The organism is Suttonella sp. R2A3 (assembly GCF_021513215.1).
Lineage (GTDB): Bacteria > Pseudomonadota > Gammaproteobacteria > Cardiobacteriales > Cardiobacteriaceae > JAHUUI01.
Genome location: NZ_CP090975.1, coordinates 653,502 through 668,257, shown reverse-complemented (window position 1 = coordinate 668,257; position 14,756 = coordinate 653,502). Strand labels below are relative to the sequence as shown.

The 14,756-nt window shown below is 48.6% G+C and carries 12 protein-coding genes; 9 read left to right on the top strand and 3 right to left on the bottom strand.

Annotated elements, in window-relative coordinates:
• Positions 1-16 precede the first annotated feature (16 nt).
• Positions 17-310 carry a hypothetical protein gene (locus tag L0B52_RS03135; RefSeq protein ID WP_235065089.1) on the top strand — a complete coding sequence of 98 codons (294 nt, stop codon included), beginning with the start codon at positions 17-19 and terminating at the stop codon, positions 308-310.
• A gap of 5 nt (positions 311-315) precedes the next feature.
• On the opposite strand, the gene L0B52_RS03130 is transcribed toward L0B52_RS03135, so the two are convergent.
• Positions 316-939, bottom strand: a complete 624-nt coding sequence (locus L0B52_RS03130; protein WP_235065088.1) for a penicillin-insensitive murein endopeptidase — start codon at positions 937-939, stop codon at positions 316-318.
• Between the two features lie 176 nt (positions 940-1,115).
• On the opposite strand from L0B52_RS03130, the gene L0B52_RS03125 reads away from it, so the two are divergent.
• Positions 1,116-1,790: a glutathione S-transferase gene (locus L0B52_RS03125; RefSeq protein WP_235065087.1), complete on the top strand. Its 675-nt coding sequence runs from the start codon at positions 1,116-1,118 to the stop codon at positions 1,788-1,790.
• Positions 1,791-1,819: 29 nt separating this feature from the next.
• Here L0B52_RS03125 and L0B52_RS03120 read toward each other — a convergent pair whose 3' ends face one another.
• On the bottom strand, positions 1,820-2,257 hold the full coding sequence (locus L0B52_RS03120; protein ID WP_235065086.1) for an N-acetyltransferase: 438 nt from the start codon (positions 2,255-2,257) through the stop codon (positions 1,820-1,822).
• 35 nt (positions 2,258-2,292) lie between these two features.
• A complete protein-coding gene (locus tag L0B52_RS03115) occupies positions 2,293-2,727 on the bottom strand; it encodes a DUF721 domain-containing protein (RefSeq protein WP_235065085.1) in 435 nt (144 codons plus the stop codon).
• Positions 2,728-2,864: 137 nt separating this feature from the next.
• Here L0B52_RS03115 and secA point away from each other — a divergent pair, with 137 nt between their 5' ends.
• The 7 genes from secA (at position 2,865) to L0B52_RS03080 (ending at position 14,675) form a co-directional block, all read left to right on the top strand.
• Positions 2,865-5,576, top strand: a complete 2,712-nt coding sequence (gene secA, locus L0B52_RS03110) for a preprotein translocase subunit SecA (protein WP_235065084.1) — start codon at positions 2,865-2,867, stop codon at positions 5,574-5,576.
• Positions 5,573-5,956 carry an 8-oxo-dGTP diphosphatase MutT gene (gene mutT, locus L0B52_RS03105; protein ID WP_235065083.1) on the top strand — a complete coding sequence of 128 codons (384 nt, stop codon included), beginning with the start codon at positions 5,573-5,575 and terminating at the stop codon, positions 5,954-5,956. The genes secA and mutT overlap by 4 nt, the downstream gene beginning before the upstream one ends.
• A gap of 224 nt (positions 5,957-6,180) precedes the next feature.
• On the top strand, positions 6,181-6,507 hold the full coding sequence (gene trxA / locus L0B52_RS03100; RefSeq protein WP_235065082.1) for a thioredoxin: 327 nt from the start codon (positions 6,181-6,183) through the stop codon (positions 6,505-6,507).
• Positions 6,508-6,559: 52 nt separating this feature from the next.
• Positions 6,560-7,828, top strand: a complete 1,269-nt coding sequence (rho, locus tag L0B52_RS03095; RefSeq protein ID WP_235065081.1) for a transcription termination factor Rho — start codon at positions 6,560-6,562, stop codon at positions 7,826-7,828.
• A gap of 104 nt (positions 7,829-7,932) precedes the next feature.
• A complete protein-coding gene (locus L0B52_RS03090; protein ID WP_235065080.1) occupies positions 7,933-8,745 on the top strand; it encodes an inositol monophosphatase family protein in 813 nt (270 codons plus the stop codon).
• 9 nt (positions 8,746-8,754) lie between these two features.
• Entirely contained in the window at positions 8,755-11,352 is a 2,598-nt protein-coding gene (gene mutS / locus L0B52_RS03085; RefSeq protein WP_235065079.1) for a DNA mismatch repair protein MutS, read from the top strand.
• Positions 11,349-14,675, top strand: a complete 3,327-nt coding sequence (locus L0B52_RS03080) for an exodeoxyribonuclease V subunit gamma (protein WP_235065078.1) — start codon at positions 11,349-11,351, stop codon at positions 14,673-14,675. Before mutS ends, L0B52_RS03080 begins: the two co-directional genes overlap by 4 nt.
• The last annotated feature ends 81 nt before the right edge of the window (positions 14,676-14,756 follow it).

Genomic DNA, 14,756 nt, shown 5'->3' with positions numbered 1-14,756 from the left:
AAACTGAGGTGGCGCTATGGCAGGCGAAGTGCAGTGGTTTTGTGTCAATTTAGGGGATGCGCTGATGGCGCAATCTATGCTCTACGAACTAGAGAAAACCCTCAACGAATGTTATCAAGCATCCGGCCAACCAGAGACTATGTTTGCCGCGTTCAGACATGAATCCCACGACCTGCACTGCCATATTAAGCTTTATCTGACCAATGACCTCCAGCAAGCCGCACAGTTAGATAATGCACGACGTTGCCCGCAGCCAAGTGAAGATGACGTGAGTTATTTGTCGGGGAACCGCAATTTCTGGCTTGATTGATAGCGTTACTCGCAGGGAATCGCAAAATCGACATGGTAGTGTTCATCATGCCTTACCCACGAAGCTCTTTTCGAAAACTCGATATGTTCCTTTAAATAGGACCCATACTCGGTTTGGTATAAATTAGGTTGTAAGTCTGGGTCAAAAATGACTCGCCAAAGACCATAACCATGCGCTCTGGCCTGTTTGTCGAGCGCGACAAGATGCGCTGCTAACGCCTCGTAATCAATACTCATGCCTTCATAATGACCGTTGGCATCAAACTCAATGTCATAGCCAAATTTATTTAATGGGTGTGTTGGTAGGTGCACAGATGTTCCGTGTTGATCGGTAACTGGCGTCATAAAATCAACCGACAAACCATTTTGATGGGTTTTATGTGGCTTGAAAGAGCCACCTTCAGCCAATCCAGTTTCTGCGTATTTATACACTTTATCAGGCTGTTCGCTTGCTAAATCTTTATAGGCGGCAACGATAATATCTCGCACCGCTGAATGAACATACGTCCGCCCAGCCGATATCCCTATGTCGCTGTAGGCAACGTAGTTGTTTCCTTTTGCGGGTAGCTGAACACCATTAGATAAGTGTCCGTTGGCCGTCGTACCAAAGCAAGTGCTAGGTTCAGCCATGGTTATCAATGGACATAAGCAGGTGAGGACGAAAACCATTTTCATGGGACTTGTTGATCTATTAGTATGGTCATATTAAGGGGTTGTTTCTTATAAGCAGTATACACCGCACTCATAGAGTGGAGCGTTAGTTCATGCGTATAATGGCTTGCTCACTTTGCATGGAGGGTTTATCTATGCTTAAACTACACCATTTAAACAACTCTCGCTCAACGCGCATTATTTGGTTGCTTGAAGAATTAGGCGTGGATTATGAGCTGGTGAGTTATCAACGACAGGCCGACAAACTCGCGCCAGCGGCGCTGAAAAAAGCCCATCCACTGGGTAGGGCGCCGATACTGGAAGATGAGCAAGACGGTGAGCACATTTCACTGGCTGAATCTGGGGCGATTATTGAATACCTCATCGAAACCTACGACCACTCGGGGACCCTGCGTCCAAATCCTGGAACAAAAGCCTGGCGAGACACTATTTTTTGGCTGCATTTTGCCGAAGGTAGTGCGATGCCACCGTTGGTGATGCAATTGGTGTTTAGTGAAATCAATAATCGCGCACCGAAGCTGATGCGTTTTATGACCAAGGCAATCAGCAAGCAGGTGCGGCAAAGCTTTATCAAGCCAAATATCCAAAATAACCTCGTGCTCATTGAGCAAACGCTGAGTCATAATGCGTGGTTTGCAGGGGATAAGCTCACAGGCGCCGATATTCAAATGAGCTTTGTGATTGAGGCGTTAGCGGTGCGCGCTGATGAGTTTGATATGCCGCATGCCTTGGCATGGCTGGATAAAGTCCGCGCACGCAAAGCCTATCAAAATGCCTTAGAAAAAGGTGGTGCGCTTAAACTGGGCTAGCTGGAATAATACAAGTTTTGATAAGGGTTTTATGGCTGCTTAGCCTTTTCCCAAACCATGGTGTATTCCAAGTGTCCGGTATGTGCATCCCGTTGTTCGCTAATCACTGAGAACCCTTGAGAGCGATAGAATTGACAACTCGCCTCGTTTTCTTTGTATACCGATAGTGTGAGTGATGGCCTTTGATTTTTGGCATGATTGAGTAATTGTTTGCCGATGCCTTTGCCTTGTAGCTCTGGCGTGACAAAGATGGCGGCTAATGTGTTTTCGTAACATGCATAAAAACCCACTACTTTGGATTCGATCTCGAAGACATAATGTTCAGAGGCAGGAAGATAAATCGTTCGCATGGCTTCAACCTGAGATGTCCAGAACTTGGCTGGCACAAAATCGTGCGCTTTAATGGACGCGCTCAGCCAGATATCAAGCATCGACTCTAGGTCATGTTCGTTGGTTTTTCTAATCATTATTTTATGAATCTTGAGTTAATCAATGATTTTGTTTATTTCAATGTTCGCTGATTGGCGACCGCTGCATAAAAGTTTTCCAAAGCACGTTCGGCTTCTTCATCGCTTAAACGGCGGTGGTAGAGGCTTGCTGGCAGTGCTGTGCGGTGCTGCTGGCGAACCCAGAGTTGTGGGTCAACGCGGATTTTTAATTTTGGCGGAAAGGGGAGTTTATCAGCCAATAGCTGCTCGATTTCCGGCGCTAAGAAGCGGAGTTGATACGCTTCTGCGCTGCTACGCACTAATACGCTCCACAGGCCATTATTAATACTGGTGCTGACTACTCTTGCGCGCCATTGCTCAGGCAGGACGCTGCTTAATAAGCGCTGCAAGCGGTGACGATCTTCGAGTTCATCGTGATGCGGTAACTTGCGCAATACACGATTGAGTTCGTGATCAAAGCGGGTGAATGGAGATTTTTTACGCGTCATGCCTTGAATTTTACCACGAGACGCCGCATATCTCTGTCATTGTTTTATCAATGTGGCTGGCTGTGTGATTAGGTGCGATAACGCACGATTTGGAGTATGATGCAGCACGTTCGCAAAAAACGACCTTAGGAATCATTATGTTTAAAAATGTAGCGGCAAAAATTTTTGGTTCGCGCAATGATCGGCTTATTAAACAATACGGCAAGACGGTTGCGGCAATTAACCGGTTGGAGCCGGAAATACAGGCGCTCGATGATGCGGCGTTACAAGCGAAAACTGATGAATTTAAGCAACGTTTAGACGATGGCGCTTCACTCAATGATTTGCTGCCTGAGGCGTTTGCTGTGGTGCGTGAGGCGAGCCAACGGGTGTTGGGTTTGCGCCATTTTGATGTCCAGCTTATCGGTGGGATGGTGCTCCATCAAGGCAAAATTGCTGAAATGCGTACCGGTGAAGGGAAAACCTTGGTGGCGACGTTAGCGGTTTATCTCAATGCGCTTTCTGGAAAAGGCGTGCATGTGGTGACGGTCAATGATTATTTGGCGCGTCGTGATGGTAAAGATCTTGGCGAACTGTATGGCTTTTTAGGTCTCTCCACCGGGATTATCGTCTCTGGGATGAGCAATGAAGAAAAGCAAGCCGCTTACCAGTCTGACATTACCTATGGAACGAACAACGAATTTGGCTTTGACCACCTGCGCAGTAATATGGCGCTCACGCCACAGGATCGCCTGCAGCGCGAACTGAATTTTGCCATCGTCGATGAGGTGGATTCTATCTTGATCGACGAGGCGAGAACGCCGCTGATTATCTCTGGTGAAGCGGAGATGAATACCGAGCTTTATCGCCAACTCAATAAACTCGTGCCGGAGCTGACCAGGCAGAAAGAAGAAGACGGTCCGGGCGATTTTAGTGTCGATGAAAAAAGCAAACAAGTGGGTTTGACTGATGCCGGGCATGATCATGTTGAGGCGTTATTGCGCTCTACTGGTTTATTGCCGGAAAGTGAAAGCCTGTATAACCCGAAAAATATTGGCCTGTTTCACCATTTGAATGCCTGCTTGCGCGCGCATTATTTATATCAAAATAATGTCGATTATATCGTTCGCAACGATCAAGTGATCATTGTTGATCAGTTTACGGGGCGTACAATGGAAGGTCGCCGCTGGTCGGATGGTCTGCACCAGGCAATTGAGATCAAAGAAGGGGTCACGGTTAAAAAAGAATCGCAGACCCTTGCCTCAGTCACCTATCAAAATTTCTTCCGTATGTATGAGAAGTTGGCTGGGATGACTGGGACAGCAGATACGGAAGCATTTGAGTTCCAAGATATCTATGGTTTGGAAACGGTGGCGATCCCGACCAATAAACCGATCCAGCGCACTGATTATGTCGATCTGATTTACCTCAATCAAAAAGGTAAATTCTCAGCAATTGTTGAAGATATTAAAGTGTGTCAGGAGCAAGGCCAACCGGTGCTGCTTGGTACAGCATCGATTGAGACCTCAGAGCTGCTGTCGCAATTATTAGACAAAGAAGGTATTGCCCATAATGTACTCAACGCCAAACAACACCAACGCGAGGCGGAAGTGGTCGCGCAAGCGGGTCGCCCGGGGATGATCACGATTGCCACGAACATGGCCGGTCGTGGGACAGATATTGTGTTAGGCGGTAGCTTAAAAGCCGAACTAGACCAACTGCCCGAAGATACCTCAAGCGAGGAAATTGAAGCAGTCAAAGCGGCGTGGCAAGAGCGTCACGAACAGGTTATTGAAGCGGGTGGTTTGCATGTGATTGGCGCCGAACGGCATGAATCGCGCCGCATTGATAACCAGTTACGCGGGCGTTCCGGGCGTCAGGGCGATGCTGGATCGAGTCGATTCTATGTCGCGCTCGATGATAACCTGGTGCGTATTTTCGCTGGCGAACGCATGGCGAATATGATGCAGCGCTTTGGGATGAACGAAGAAGAAGCGATTGAATCAAAAATGGTCTCACGACAAATCGAAGGAGCGCAACGTAAGGTCGAAGCGCATAACTTCGATGCGCGTAAAAACCTGCTTGAATACGACGATGTTGCGAACGAACAGCGTAAAGTGATTTACGCCCAGCGCAGCGAAGTTATGGAGCAAGAGAGTATCGAAGATTTGCTCAATGGTATGCGTGAGCAGGTGATTAGTGAGGTGGTCGATCGTTATCTGCCGCCAGATCAAGTGCGTCAAAGCTGGGATATTCGTGGGTTGGAGAGCGCATTATTAAGCGACTTTGCGCTTAAAGTGGATATCGATGGCGATTGGATGAAAGACAATCCAGATATGAGCGCTGAAGAGATCAAACACCGCGTTATTGATCAGCTGAGCGCGATTCACGCACAAAAAGAGGCGCAAGTTGGCGATGAATTGATGCGCCGCGTAGAGAAATATATTGCCCTGCAAACCATTGATGATCAATGGAAGCAGCATTTGAGCACCATGGATATGTTGCGTCAGTCGATTTGGATGCGCTCACGTGCGCAAAAAGATCCAAAACGTGAATACCAGCGTGAAGCGTTTGGGCTATTTAGTGATTTGCTCGGTCAGATTCAATTTGAGATTGTGCGGGTGCTTACCCACATCCAGTTCCAAGAAAAGCCAACCGATCCGGATGAGATGGAGCAAGAGGCGCAGGCCAAACGTCAGCAAGAACTCTCTGAGGCTAAATACGATGATGGGCATGGCGAGAATAACGGCGATGAAGCGTCACGTGGTGAAACCGCCAGTGAGCAGCAAAAGCGTCGTGTGGGTCGTAATCAACCTTGCCCTTGTGGTTCAGGGAAAAAATACAAGCATTGCTGCGGTCGTCTGAGTTGATTCATGTCGTTGTTGCCATCGTGTTTAACCGCGATGGCGAAGTATTGATTGCTGAGCGCCCGGCTGATAAAAGTTATGCCGGCTATTGGGAGTTTCCTGGCGGCAAAGTGGAGCCGGGTGAGACACCGGCACAAGCGTTGGTGCGTGAGTTGAGAGAAGAATTAGCGCTCGATCTTCAAGGCGAGGTGTGTACCCATTACTACCGCGGCCATCGTGATGACTTGCAGCTCGATTTTTATACGCTATACCCACGCCGAGCCAAGCTTGAACCACAAGGTTTAGAAGGGCAGCGCTGGCGTTGGGTGGCTGTGAGCGAACTTAGCGAGTATCGTTTTCCGGAACCCAATAGCCAGGTTTTATCAATGCTAATTCAGGCGTAGGAGAGGTGTTTGCAGAATAACCGCTTAATAAAGGCTGATTGTGTTCTCGTTTTGTTAAAATTTCTGCTATAATTGCCCCAATAACGCCGTGATATTGTCGGTAAACCTTATTTGGTGGCCTGTTGTTGAAATTCGCAATAAACAGGCTTATACTCGCCAAACATTAAAAAAGATAGAAACTTATCCTTACAACCCGTATCGGGTTCTTCTTTTAGGAGTATTCCATGAGTAAACCATTTTCCGCGTCTGAGGCGGATTTTAAAGCCAATGTTCTTGATGCCGATAAACCGGTATTGGTTGATTTTTGGGCGCAATGGTGCGGTCCTTGTCGTGCGATTGCACCGATGTTGGAAGAAGTTGCTGCTGAGCTGGAAGGCAAAGTGGGTGTTGCGAAAATCAACGTTGATGAAAACAATGACCTTGCAGCACAGTACGGTATTCGTTCTATCCCAACATTGATGCTTTTTAAAGGTGGTGAACACGTTGATACGATTATCGGCTTGGCGTCTAAATCACAACTCATGCAATTTCTTGAGCCACACCTCGGCTAATTCTTATGCGCCTGCCTCTGTGCAGGCGCCCACTTAATAACAAAATAACTCTATGAATCTAAGCGATTTAAAAACACAATCGCCCCAAAAAATTCTCGCGCTTGCTGAAGAAATGGGGCTGGAAGATATTTCCCGCAAACGCAAACAAGATCTGATTTTTTCTATATTGAAAGCGCACGCACAAAGTGGCGAAGAAATTACCGGTGATGGCGTATTAGAACTCTTGCCAGATGGTTATGGCTTTTTACGTTCAGAAGCGAATTCTTATCAAGCAGGTCCTGATGATCTCTATGTTTCGCCAAGCCTGATTCGCCGTTGTCATTTGCGCACTGGTGATACGGTTAGCGGAAAAATTCGTCCGCCTAAAGATAATGAGCGCTATTTTGCGATCACCAAAATTGACACCATTAATTTTGATCCGCGCTCTGCCGCGAAGCACAAAATTCCGTTTGAAACGCTAACCCCACTGCATGCTGATTCACAGCTTAAACTAGAGATCGGTAACGGCAGCAGCGAAGACATCACTGCGCGTACGATTGATATGATCTCGCCGATTGGTAAGGGTCAGCGTGGTTTGATTGTTTCCCCACCAAAAGCCGGTAAAACGGTGATGCTGCAAAATATCGCGCAATCGATTACCCACAATCATCCAGAATGCTATTTGATTGTTTTGCTGATCGATGAGCGTCCGGAAGAAGTGACCGAGATGCAGCGTAGCGTGCGTGGTGAAGTGGTTTCCTCAACCTTTGATGAGCCAGCGCAACGCCATGTGCAAGTTGCAGAAATCGTCATGGAAAAAGCCAAGCGCTTGGTTGAGCATAAAAAAGATGTGGTGATTTTATGCGACTCGATTACCCGTTTGGCGCGTGCGTATAATACGGTTGCACCAGCCTCAGGTAAGATTCTGACCGGTGGTGTGGATGCCAACGCGCTGCAACGTCCGAAGCGCTTTTTTGGCGCCGCGCGTAACACCGAAGAAGCAGGCTCTCTGACCATTATCGCGACCGCTTTGGTCGATACCGGTTCGCGTATGGATGAAGTCATCTACGAAGAGTTTAAAGGCACCGGCAATATGGAAGTGCACTTAAGTCGTCGGATTGCTGAAAAACGCATCTTCCCATCGATTGATATTAATCCGTCTGGCACACGTCGCGAAGAGCTGATGATTGAGCCAGATGTACTGCAAAAAACATGGATTTTGCGCAAAATTCTTCACCCAATGGATGAGCTACAAGCGATTGAGTTCTTGCTTGAACGACTGAAGAACACCAAAACCAACGAAGAATTCTTCCAATCAATGAAAAACGGCAAAGGCGGTTAATCGCTTTTGTCGGCGTCTGCTTGAGACGCTTGCAACTAGAGTTTCTGGTTCAGACTAGACCAGTCTGTTAATATATTGCGCTTAAAATACATAAGAGAATGTCCATGCATCCGATGCTAACTATAGCCAAACGTGCCGCCGAAGAAGCAGGGCGCGTGATCCAACAAGGTTATCGCCAATTAGAGCAAATACAGGCGCAGGAAAAATCGCCCGGCGATTTTGTCAGCATTGTTGATCAACAAGCCGAACGCGCGATTAAAGCGGTGCTGCACGATAAGTACCCAACACACACCATTATCGGCGAGGAAAGTGGCGAAACCCAGGGTAAGCCGAATAAAGGTGGCGATGACTATCAATGGATTATCGATCCACTCGATGGCACTGCCAACTTCTTACATGGTATCGCGCAATTTGCGGTCTCGATTGCCCTGATGAAAAATGGTCGCTTAGAAGTGGGTCTGGTTTATGACCCGATCAACGATGAACTCTTTACCGCCGCACGCGGACAAGGCGCGCAGCTCAATGGTCGACGTATTCGCACCAACGCACAACGCGATCCAGCACGCAGCATCATCGGTACAGGCTTTCCGTTTAAAAACCCTGAGCTGATGGATCAGCAAGTACGCTATGTTGGGGCGTTACTCCAAGAGTTCTCTGACTTACGTCGTCTCGGTTCGGCTGCATTGGATCTCTGTTATGTCGCCTGTGGACGCTTAGATGCATTTTATGAAATGGCGCTCAATCCATGGGATATTGCCGCAGGGATATTGATCGCCCAGGAAGCCGGTGTGATTGTGACTGACTTGAAAGAAGGCCATGAGATGTTAGATCACGGCGATGTTGTCTGCGCGAATCCTTATTTACATAAAGTATTGGCAGCGACGATTAAAGCGAACACCATCACTGAGACAACCTAAGCCAGCCCCATGAGCAATTTTGCCGCACATACCCCGATGATGCAGCAATATTTACGCATCAAACAAGATTACCCTGATACGCTGGTGCTTTACCGCATGGGCGATTTCTACGAATTGTTTTTTGAAGATGCCCACCGTGGCGCAAAATTGCTTGGGATTAGCGTCACCACGCGCGGCAAATCGGCTGGTGAGCCGATTCCGATGGCTGGGGTGCCAGTACATGCACTAGATAACTACGTCGCTAAACTGATTAAGCAAGGCCAGTCAGCGGTTATTTGTGAGCAAATTGGTGATCCAGCAACGAGTAAGGGGCCGGTAGAACGTGCTGTCACTAGGATTATTACCCCGGGTACCTTAACCGACGACGCGTTACTCGAAGAACACAGCGATAATATCTTGCTGTGTTTTAGCCCAACTGCTGAAGGTTATGTGGCAGCGTATGCCGAGATCAGCAGCGCCCGATTTGTGTTGAGCGAAGTCCTCGATGAATCGGCGTTGCGTGCGTTGATTGAGCGTTTACGCCCCGCAGAAATTCTGATGCCAGAATCGTGTCGCCTGCCACTTCATCACGATCAAAAGCGTCCTCGTCGTCAACCCGATTGGTATTTTGATACCGACAGCGCCTTGGCGCTGTTGTGTGAATATTACGGTGTGCAACATCTCGATGGTTTTGGGCTAAGTGCCACCGATCCTGCGCTTGGTGTGGCAGGGTGTTTGCTGCAATACCTGCGTGATACGCAACGGCAAAGCCTGCCGCCGCTTAATGCGCCACACAAAGAAACGCGCCACGCATATCTTGTGCTCGATGCAGCGACGCGACGAAATTTAGAGCTCGAATACACACTATCTGGGGATAGTCAGCATAGCTTGATTGGGGTGATCAACCGTTGCCAAAGCGCTGCCGGTAGTCGAAATCTGAAACGTTGGATTAACCAGCCACTCACCGATCACCAACAGATTAATGCACGTTTGGATGCCGTGGCGGCTTTGGTTGATGCGCCACAACGCGCAGATATTCGCGCGTTGCTGAGCCATGTTTGTGATATTGGACGCATTACTACCCGAGTGGCGATGGCGAGCGCGCGTCCACGAGAACTGGCACAATTGCGTGATACGCTTGCCCAACTCCCACACTGTGCTGACTTGCTCAGTGAAGCAGCACAAGCGAGTGACTTACTCACACAATCTATCCCAGCATTGAATGCCTTTGCCGACTTGCACGCGCATTTAGCAAGCGCTTTGGTTGAAGCACCACCGCTGCTCACGAAAGATGGGGGGATTTTTGCGCAAGGGTATCATCCGCCGCTTGATGAGCTAAACCGCTTAGAACAAGATGCCAGCGATATTCTTGCTGAGATGGAAGCGCAGGAAAAAGCCGAAAGTGGGCTGGCCAATCTTAAGATGGGCTATAACCGCGTTCATGGCTTTTATATTGAAATCTCACGCCGTGAATCCGAACAAGCCCCGGCTCACTGGATTCGTCGTCAGACGTTAAAAAGCACTGAGCGTTATATCACCGATGCGCTCAAACAACTCGAAGACCGTATTTTATCGGCACGTGATGATGCGCTGGCTTTAGAATACGCGCTTTATGAAGAACTGCTCGGTCGCATCGATCAAGAACGTGACGCACTTTATAGGGCGGCAGAGGCCTTAGCGGCGCTGGACACTCTGGCAGGATTTGCTGAATTGGCAGTGAGCGGGCGCTATTGTCGCCCACGCTTTAGCGACAAAGCGCAATTTACGATACAAGGTGGGCGACACCCGGTGGTCGAGCAGAGCTTAACCACCCCGTTTATTGCTAATGATCTAACGCTTAACAGCAAACGTCGCCTGCTGATGATTACCGGCCCGAATATGGGCGGTAAATCGACCTATATGCGACAAAATGCGCTGATTGCGATTTTGGCGCATGCTGGCTGCTATGTGCCGGCTGATCAAGCAACGATTGGGTCGCTAACCCGAATTTTTACCCGCATTGGTGCCAGTGATGATTTGGCCGGTGGACGTTCCACGTTTATGGTTGAGATGACCGAAACAGCCAATATTTTACATAACGCTGACGCACAAAGTTTGGTGATTATGGACGAGGTAGGGCGCGGCACCAGTACCTATGACGGATTATCGCTTGCCTGGGCGGCAGCCGAACACCTCAACCGTGATAACACGGCTTTTACCTTATTCGCCACCCATTATTTTGAGCTCACCGCATTAGCGGATGAGTATAAAAGCATCGTTAACGTGCATTTGGATGCGGTTGAGCATAATGACGAGATTGTCTTTATGCACCATGTTGCTGAAGGCGCGGCGAGCCGCAGCTATGGTTTGCAGGTGGCTAAGCTCGCTGGGGTGCCAAAATCCGTCATCCATACCGCAACGCAAAAAATGCGCCGTTTAGAAGCGCAACGCGATCATGGCGCGACGCGTATGACACAAGCGATGCTCAGTTTAGCCAGTGAGCCAGAACCTGAAACTAAGGCACCACCAATCAACGAGGCAGAAGCGGCTTTGCTCGATGCACTGCATAAGCTCGACCCTGATGAACTGAGCCCGAAAGCGGCGCATGAATTGCTTTACCAATGGCAGCAAGCGCTTAAAAAATCATGATTACCTTTACGCGTGCCACCGATTTAAATCATTTAGTTAATGCTTTTATCACGCGCTTAAATCAATCAACCAAGGATCCTTTTACCCGTCACAGCGTGATTGTGCCGTCAATGAGCGTGCGCGATTGGTTGCTTGATCGCGTAGCACAGCGCAACGGTATTGCCTCAATGATTGATGCACAATTCTGGGGGATGTTTTTCCATCCGTTGGTTGAACGCGCACAAGGTGAGCGGTTTGTGCAAGAATATGCACCGCTATCGAATACTGCGATGCAGTGGCGTTTGTTTGCAGAATTGAGCGCCGCAGATCACTTATTTGCTGAAGATAGCACAACGAGAAAGTTGCTCACCCAGCTAAGTGCGGATGCTGAAAACGACGAACAGCGCGCGGATCGTCTTTGGCAACTCGCGGTGCATTTTGCACAGGTGTTTACACGCTATTTAACCATGCGCCCGGATTGGTTGGATCAGTGGCAAAAAGGTGAGGTTGCCTTAAGCGATTTGGTTTCATTAGATGAGCCACTGCTGCCATGGCAACAAACGCATTATGAACTGGTCGCGCGTGCGCAATATGAATTGTGGATGCGTTGTTTTGCTGAGGCGTATGCAACGCGCCAGGCACGTCATGAAACATTCTGGCAGCAGCTTGCGAGTGATGCTGAAGCAGTAGCGCGCTTACCAAAGCATGTGATGGTTTTTGGGTTTGAACGCGTGAGCAAAGAACTGATCGAAACCTTAGTACGCTTAGGACAGTATATTACGGTGGATGTGTTCTACCACACACCATCGCTAGGCTATTTTGGCGATATGGTTGATGATCATTATCTGCAAAAACAGCTGCTCTATGGCGCGATTGATGATTCACAACACCGCAGCAGCATACACCCTTTATTTTCACGCTGGGGTAAGCAACAACGCGACCTATTTCGCTTGCTGGAACCGTTGCAAAACGGCAGCCAGGCGCATACTTGCTTTATCGATTTAGACGATCCACCACCACAAGAAAGCTTACTTGGCGTGTTACAACAAGAAATTCGTAACCTTACCCCGGGGTTGCTCGCCGATATTGATCAAGATGATCATTCTTTGCGCATCAATGGCTGTCATGGCTTAATGCGTCAGCTTGAAGCACTGCGTGGGGATATCGTTGAGTGGCTTCATGAAGATGACTCACGAACACTCTCCGATATCTTGGTCGTTCTGCCGGATGTTGAAGACGCGTATGGGGTGATTAGCGCGGTTTTTCCGCTTAATGGACGCTACGATGGTTATTATTTACCCGCACAAATTACCGGGGTGACGCCGCCAGATGCGGCGCGTTTGTGGGACGCAGTGGTTGGATGGTTTGATCTCATTCATGGTCGGTTTGATGCAGAAAGTGTGTTGGGCTGGTTGCTTAACGATGAAGTCTGCGCGATGCTCGATGTGTCGCCTGAGGCGATGGGGCGAATGACTGATGCGCTGGTCGAGGCCGGGTTTCGTCGCGGATTTAATGAGGCGCAGCTCGCACAAACGCTCGATGAACAAGACGATGATTATCGATTCAGTTTTTGTTATGCGCTAGATCGTTTGGTCACTGGGTTATTGATGCCCGATGCGCCGCTTTATCAGCAAACAATTGTGCCACAACCGTCAATCATGATGCCTGACCGTCAGGCGATCAATGCGTTGTGTCGTCTGGTCAATCATTGGCAAGCACAGCAGCAACGCTCTGCTGAGAAAGCGCCACTACTTGATTGGTTAGATGATATTGAGTACTGTCTACACGAACAATTTGCTTTTGCCGCACACACCAGTGCGATGCAAACGATCACCCAAGCGATACACGACCTGCGCCAACATATTCTCGCTTTAGAAGACGCTCAAGACGGCAAAGAAGCCACCGTTCCTGATGTGGCGCTGCGTTTTGTGCTTGATGATCTTGCGCAGCAGTTGAGTAATGAACGCAGCCGTTCAGAACCCTCGGGGGTGATTACGATTGGTAGTTTAACCGCGCTACGCTCTTTGCCGTATAAACTGATTGCCTTGGTGGATGTGGATATCACGCGCTTTCCTTCTAATCCTCCTGAAGATCGTTACGACCTGATGGCTATTGATCAAGCGCGTATTGGCGATCATAAGCCTGAGCAGGATGACCTTGCAGCCTTACTCGATATTGTTTTGAACGCACAAGAAACGTGTTGGATTTATTACAATGCTTACGTTGAGCGCAGTCAGGAAAAACAAATGCTTGCCGCACCGATTGCTGAATTAGCGCAATACTGTCAGGATGTATTGGGTAAACAAGCAGAAACAATCAGTATCGATCATGGTGCTGATCCGTTTCATGCTGATCAGCGTCGCGCGCATCCCGCGCCACTGTGGCATAGCGTATGTGAGATGCTGCAGCACAAAAAAGACCAACCCTCACGTGCCAACACCCCCAGCGCTTTTATGCCTTTAAAGGCTGCGCCGAATTTATCTGAGCTTAGCGAATTAACGCCGCAAAATATCACCCTACGAAGAATCATCAGCGACTTACAGCGTCCTGCAGCAGCTTTAGCGCGTGCGTTGAATATTTATTTGAGCGAAAGCTTGGCGCCGCTACCGATTTTAGAACCTCTGGCGCTTGATGGCCTGCAGCGCTATCAACTGATGCAGCAGCTCATTGAACATCCAGAAGATAAACGACTGTCTTATTTGCCGTTGCTTCCTGCAGGCATCAGTGGGCAGCTGACGTTAGAGCATGAGCGTACTGCGTTAGCGCAACGCCGCAATAAGCTCTTACAGGCTACTCAGGGAAATGATTTAACGTCTTGTGCTGAACAAACCCTAAAAGTCGCGGCGCTTAATATCAGTGCAGTGTTGCCAGAGCCGATTAATCGCGCCGAATGGGGGTTAATTATTCCGGGTAAAGCTAAAGATAAGCATCTATTGAGCGTTTGGCTGCATCATTTATTGTGGCATATTGCCGGTGGGCGTGGTGAGACGTTTTGCGCTTACGATGATCAATTGATACGCTTTAGTGCTCCTGAGGACGCTATGGCGCTACTCACGCCTTGGTTGCAGGTTTGGCAATACAGCCAGCATGATTTGTGGTTATTGCCGATTGAAGTCGGCTACAGCTACGCTGACCCTAAAAAACTGGGTGATAACGCTAAGCTGAAAAGTACCATCAAAAATTGGCGCAAAAACGACTATTTAAGCGATAACCTAGAAGCTTTTGTGCTACTGACCCGAGGGCATGAGCCTGAAACGATTGACCGCCTCATTGAAGCAACCGCAGAGCGCTATACCGAGACACTCTACGCACCTATTTGGGTACATAGCGTAGTTCTTGATTGACTATTTTCTACGGTAGATTCAACTAACAATCACACTGTTGCACTTGCTGGTTGAATCTGCCGAATATTCATTTGTCCTATT

Excerpts from the sequence above, each read along its gene's own strand:
- L0B52_RS03135 (WP_235065089.1), top strand. The coding sequence starts at position 17 with ATGGCAGGCGAAGTGCAGTGGTTTTGTGTCAATTTAGGGGATGCGCTG.
- L0B52_RS03130 (WP_235065088.1), bottom strand. The coding sequence starts at position 939 with ATGGCTGAACCTAGCACTTGCTTTGGTACGACGGCCAACGGACACTTA.
- L0B52_RS03125 (WP_235065087.1), top strand. The coding sequence starts at position 1,116 with ATGCTTAAACTACACCATTTAAACAACTCTCGCTCAACGCGCATTATT.
- L0B52_RS03120 (WP_235065086.1), bottom strand. The coding sequence starts at position 2,257 with ATGATTAGAAAAACCAACGAACATGACCTAGAGTCGATGCTTGATATC.
- L0B52_RS03115 (WP_235065085.1), bottom strand. The coding sequence starts at position 2,727 with ATGACGCGTAAAAAATCTCCATTCACCCGCTTTGATCACGAACTCAAT.
- secA (WP_235065084.1), top strand. The coding sequence starts at position 2,865 with ATGTTTAAAAATGTAGCGGCAAAAATTTTTGGTTCGCGCAATGATCGG.
- trxA (WP_235065082.1), top strand. The coding sequence starts at position 6,181 with ATGAGTAAACCATTTTCCGCGTCTGAGGCGGATTTTAAAGCCAATGTT.
- rho (WP_235065081.1), top strand. The coding sequence starts at position 6,560 with ATGAATCTAAGCGATTTAAAAACACAATCGCCCCAAAAAATTCTCGCG.
- L0B52_RS03090 (WP_235065080.1), top strand. The coding sequence starts at position 7,933 with ATGCATCCGATGCTAACTATAGCCAAACGTGCCGCCGAAGAAGCAGGG.
- mutS (WP_235065079.1), top strand. The coding sequence starts at position 8,755 with ATGAGCAATTTTGCCGCACATACCCCGATGATGCAGCAATATTTACGC.
- L0B52_RS03080 (WP_235065078.1), top strand. The coding sequence starts at position 11,349 with ATGATTACCTTTACGCGTGCCACCGATTTAAATCATTTAGTTAATGCT.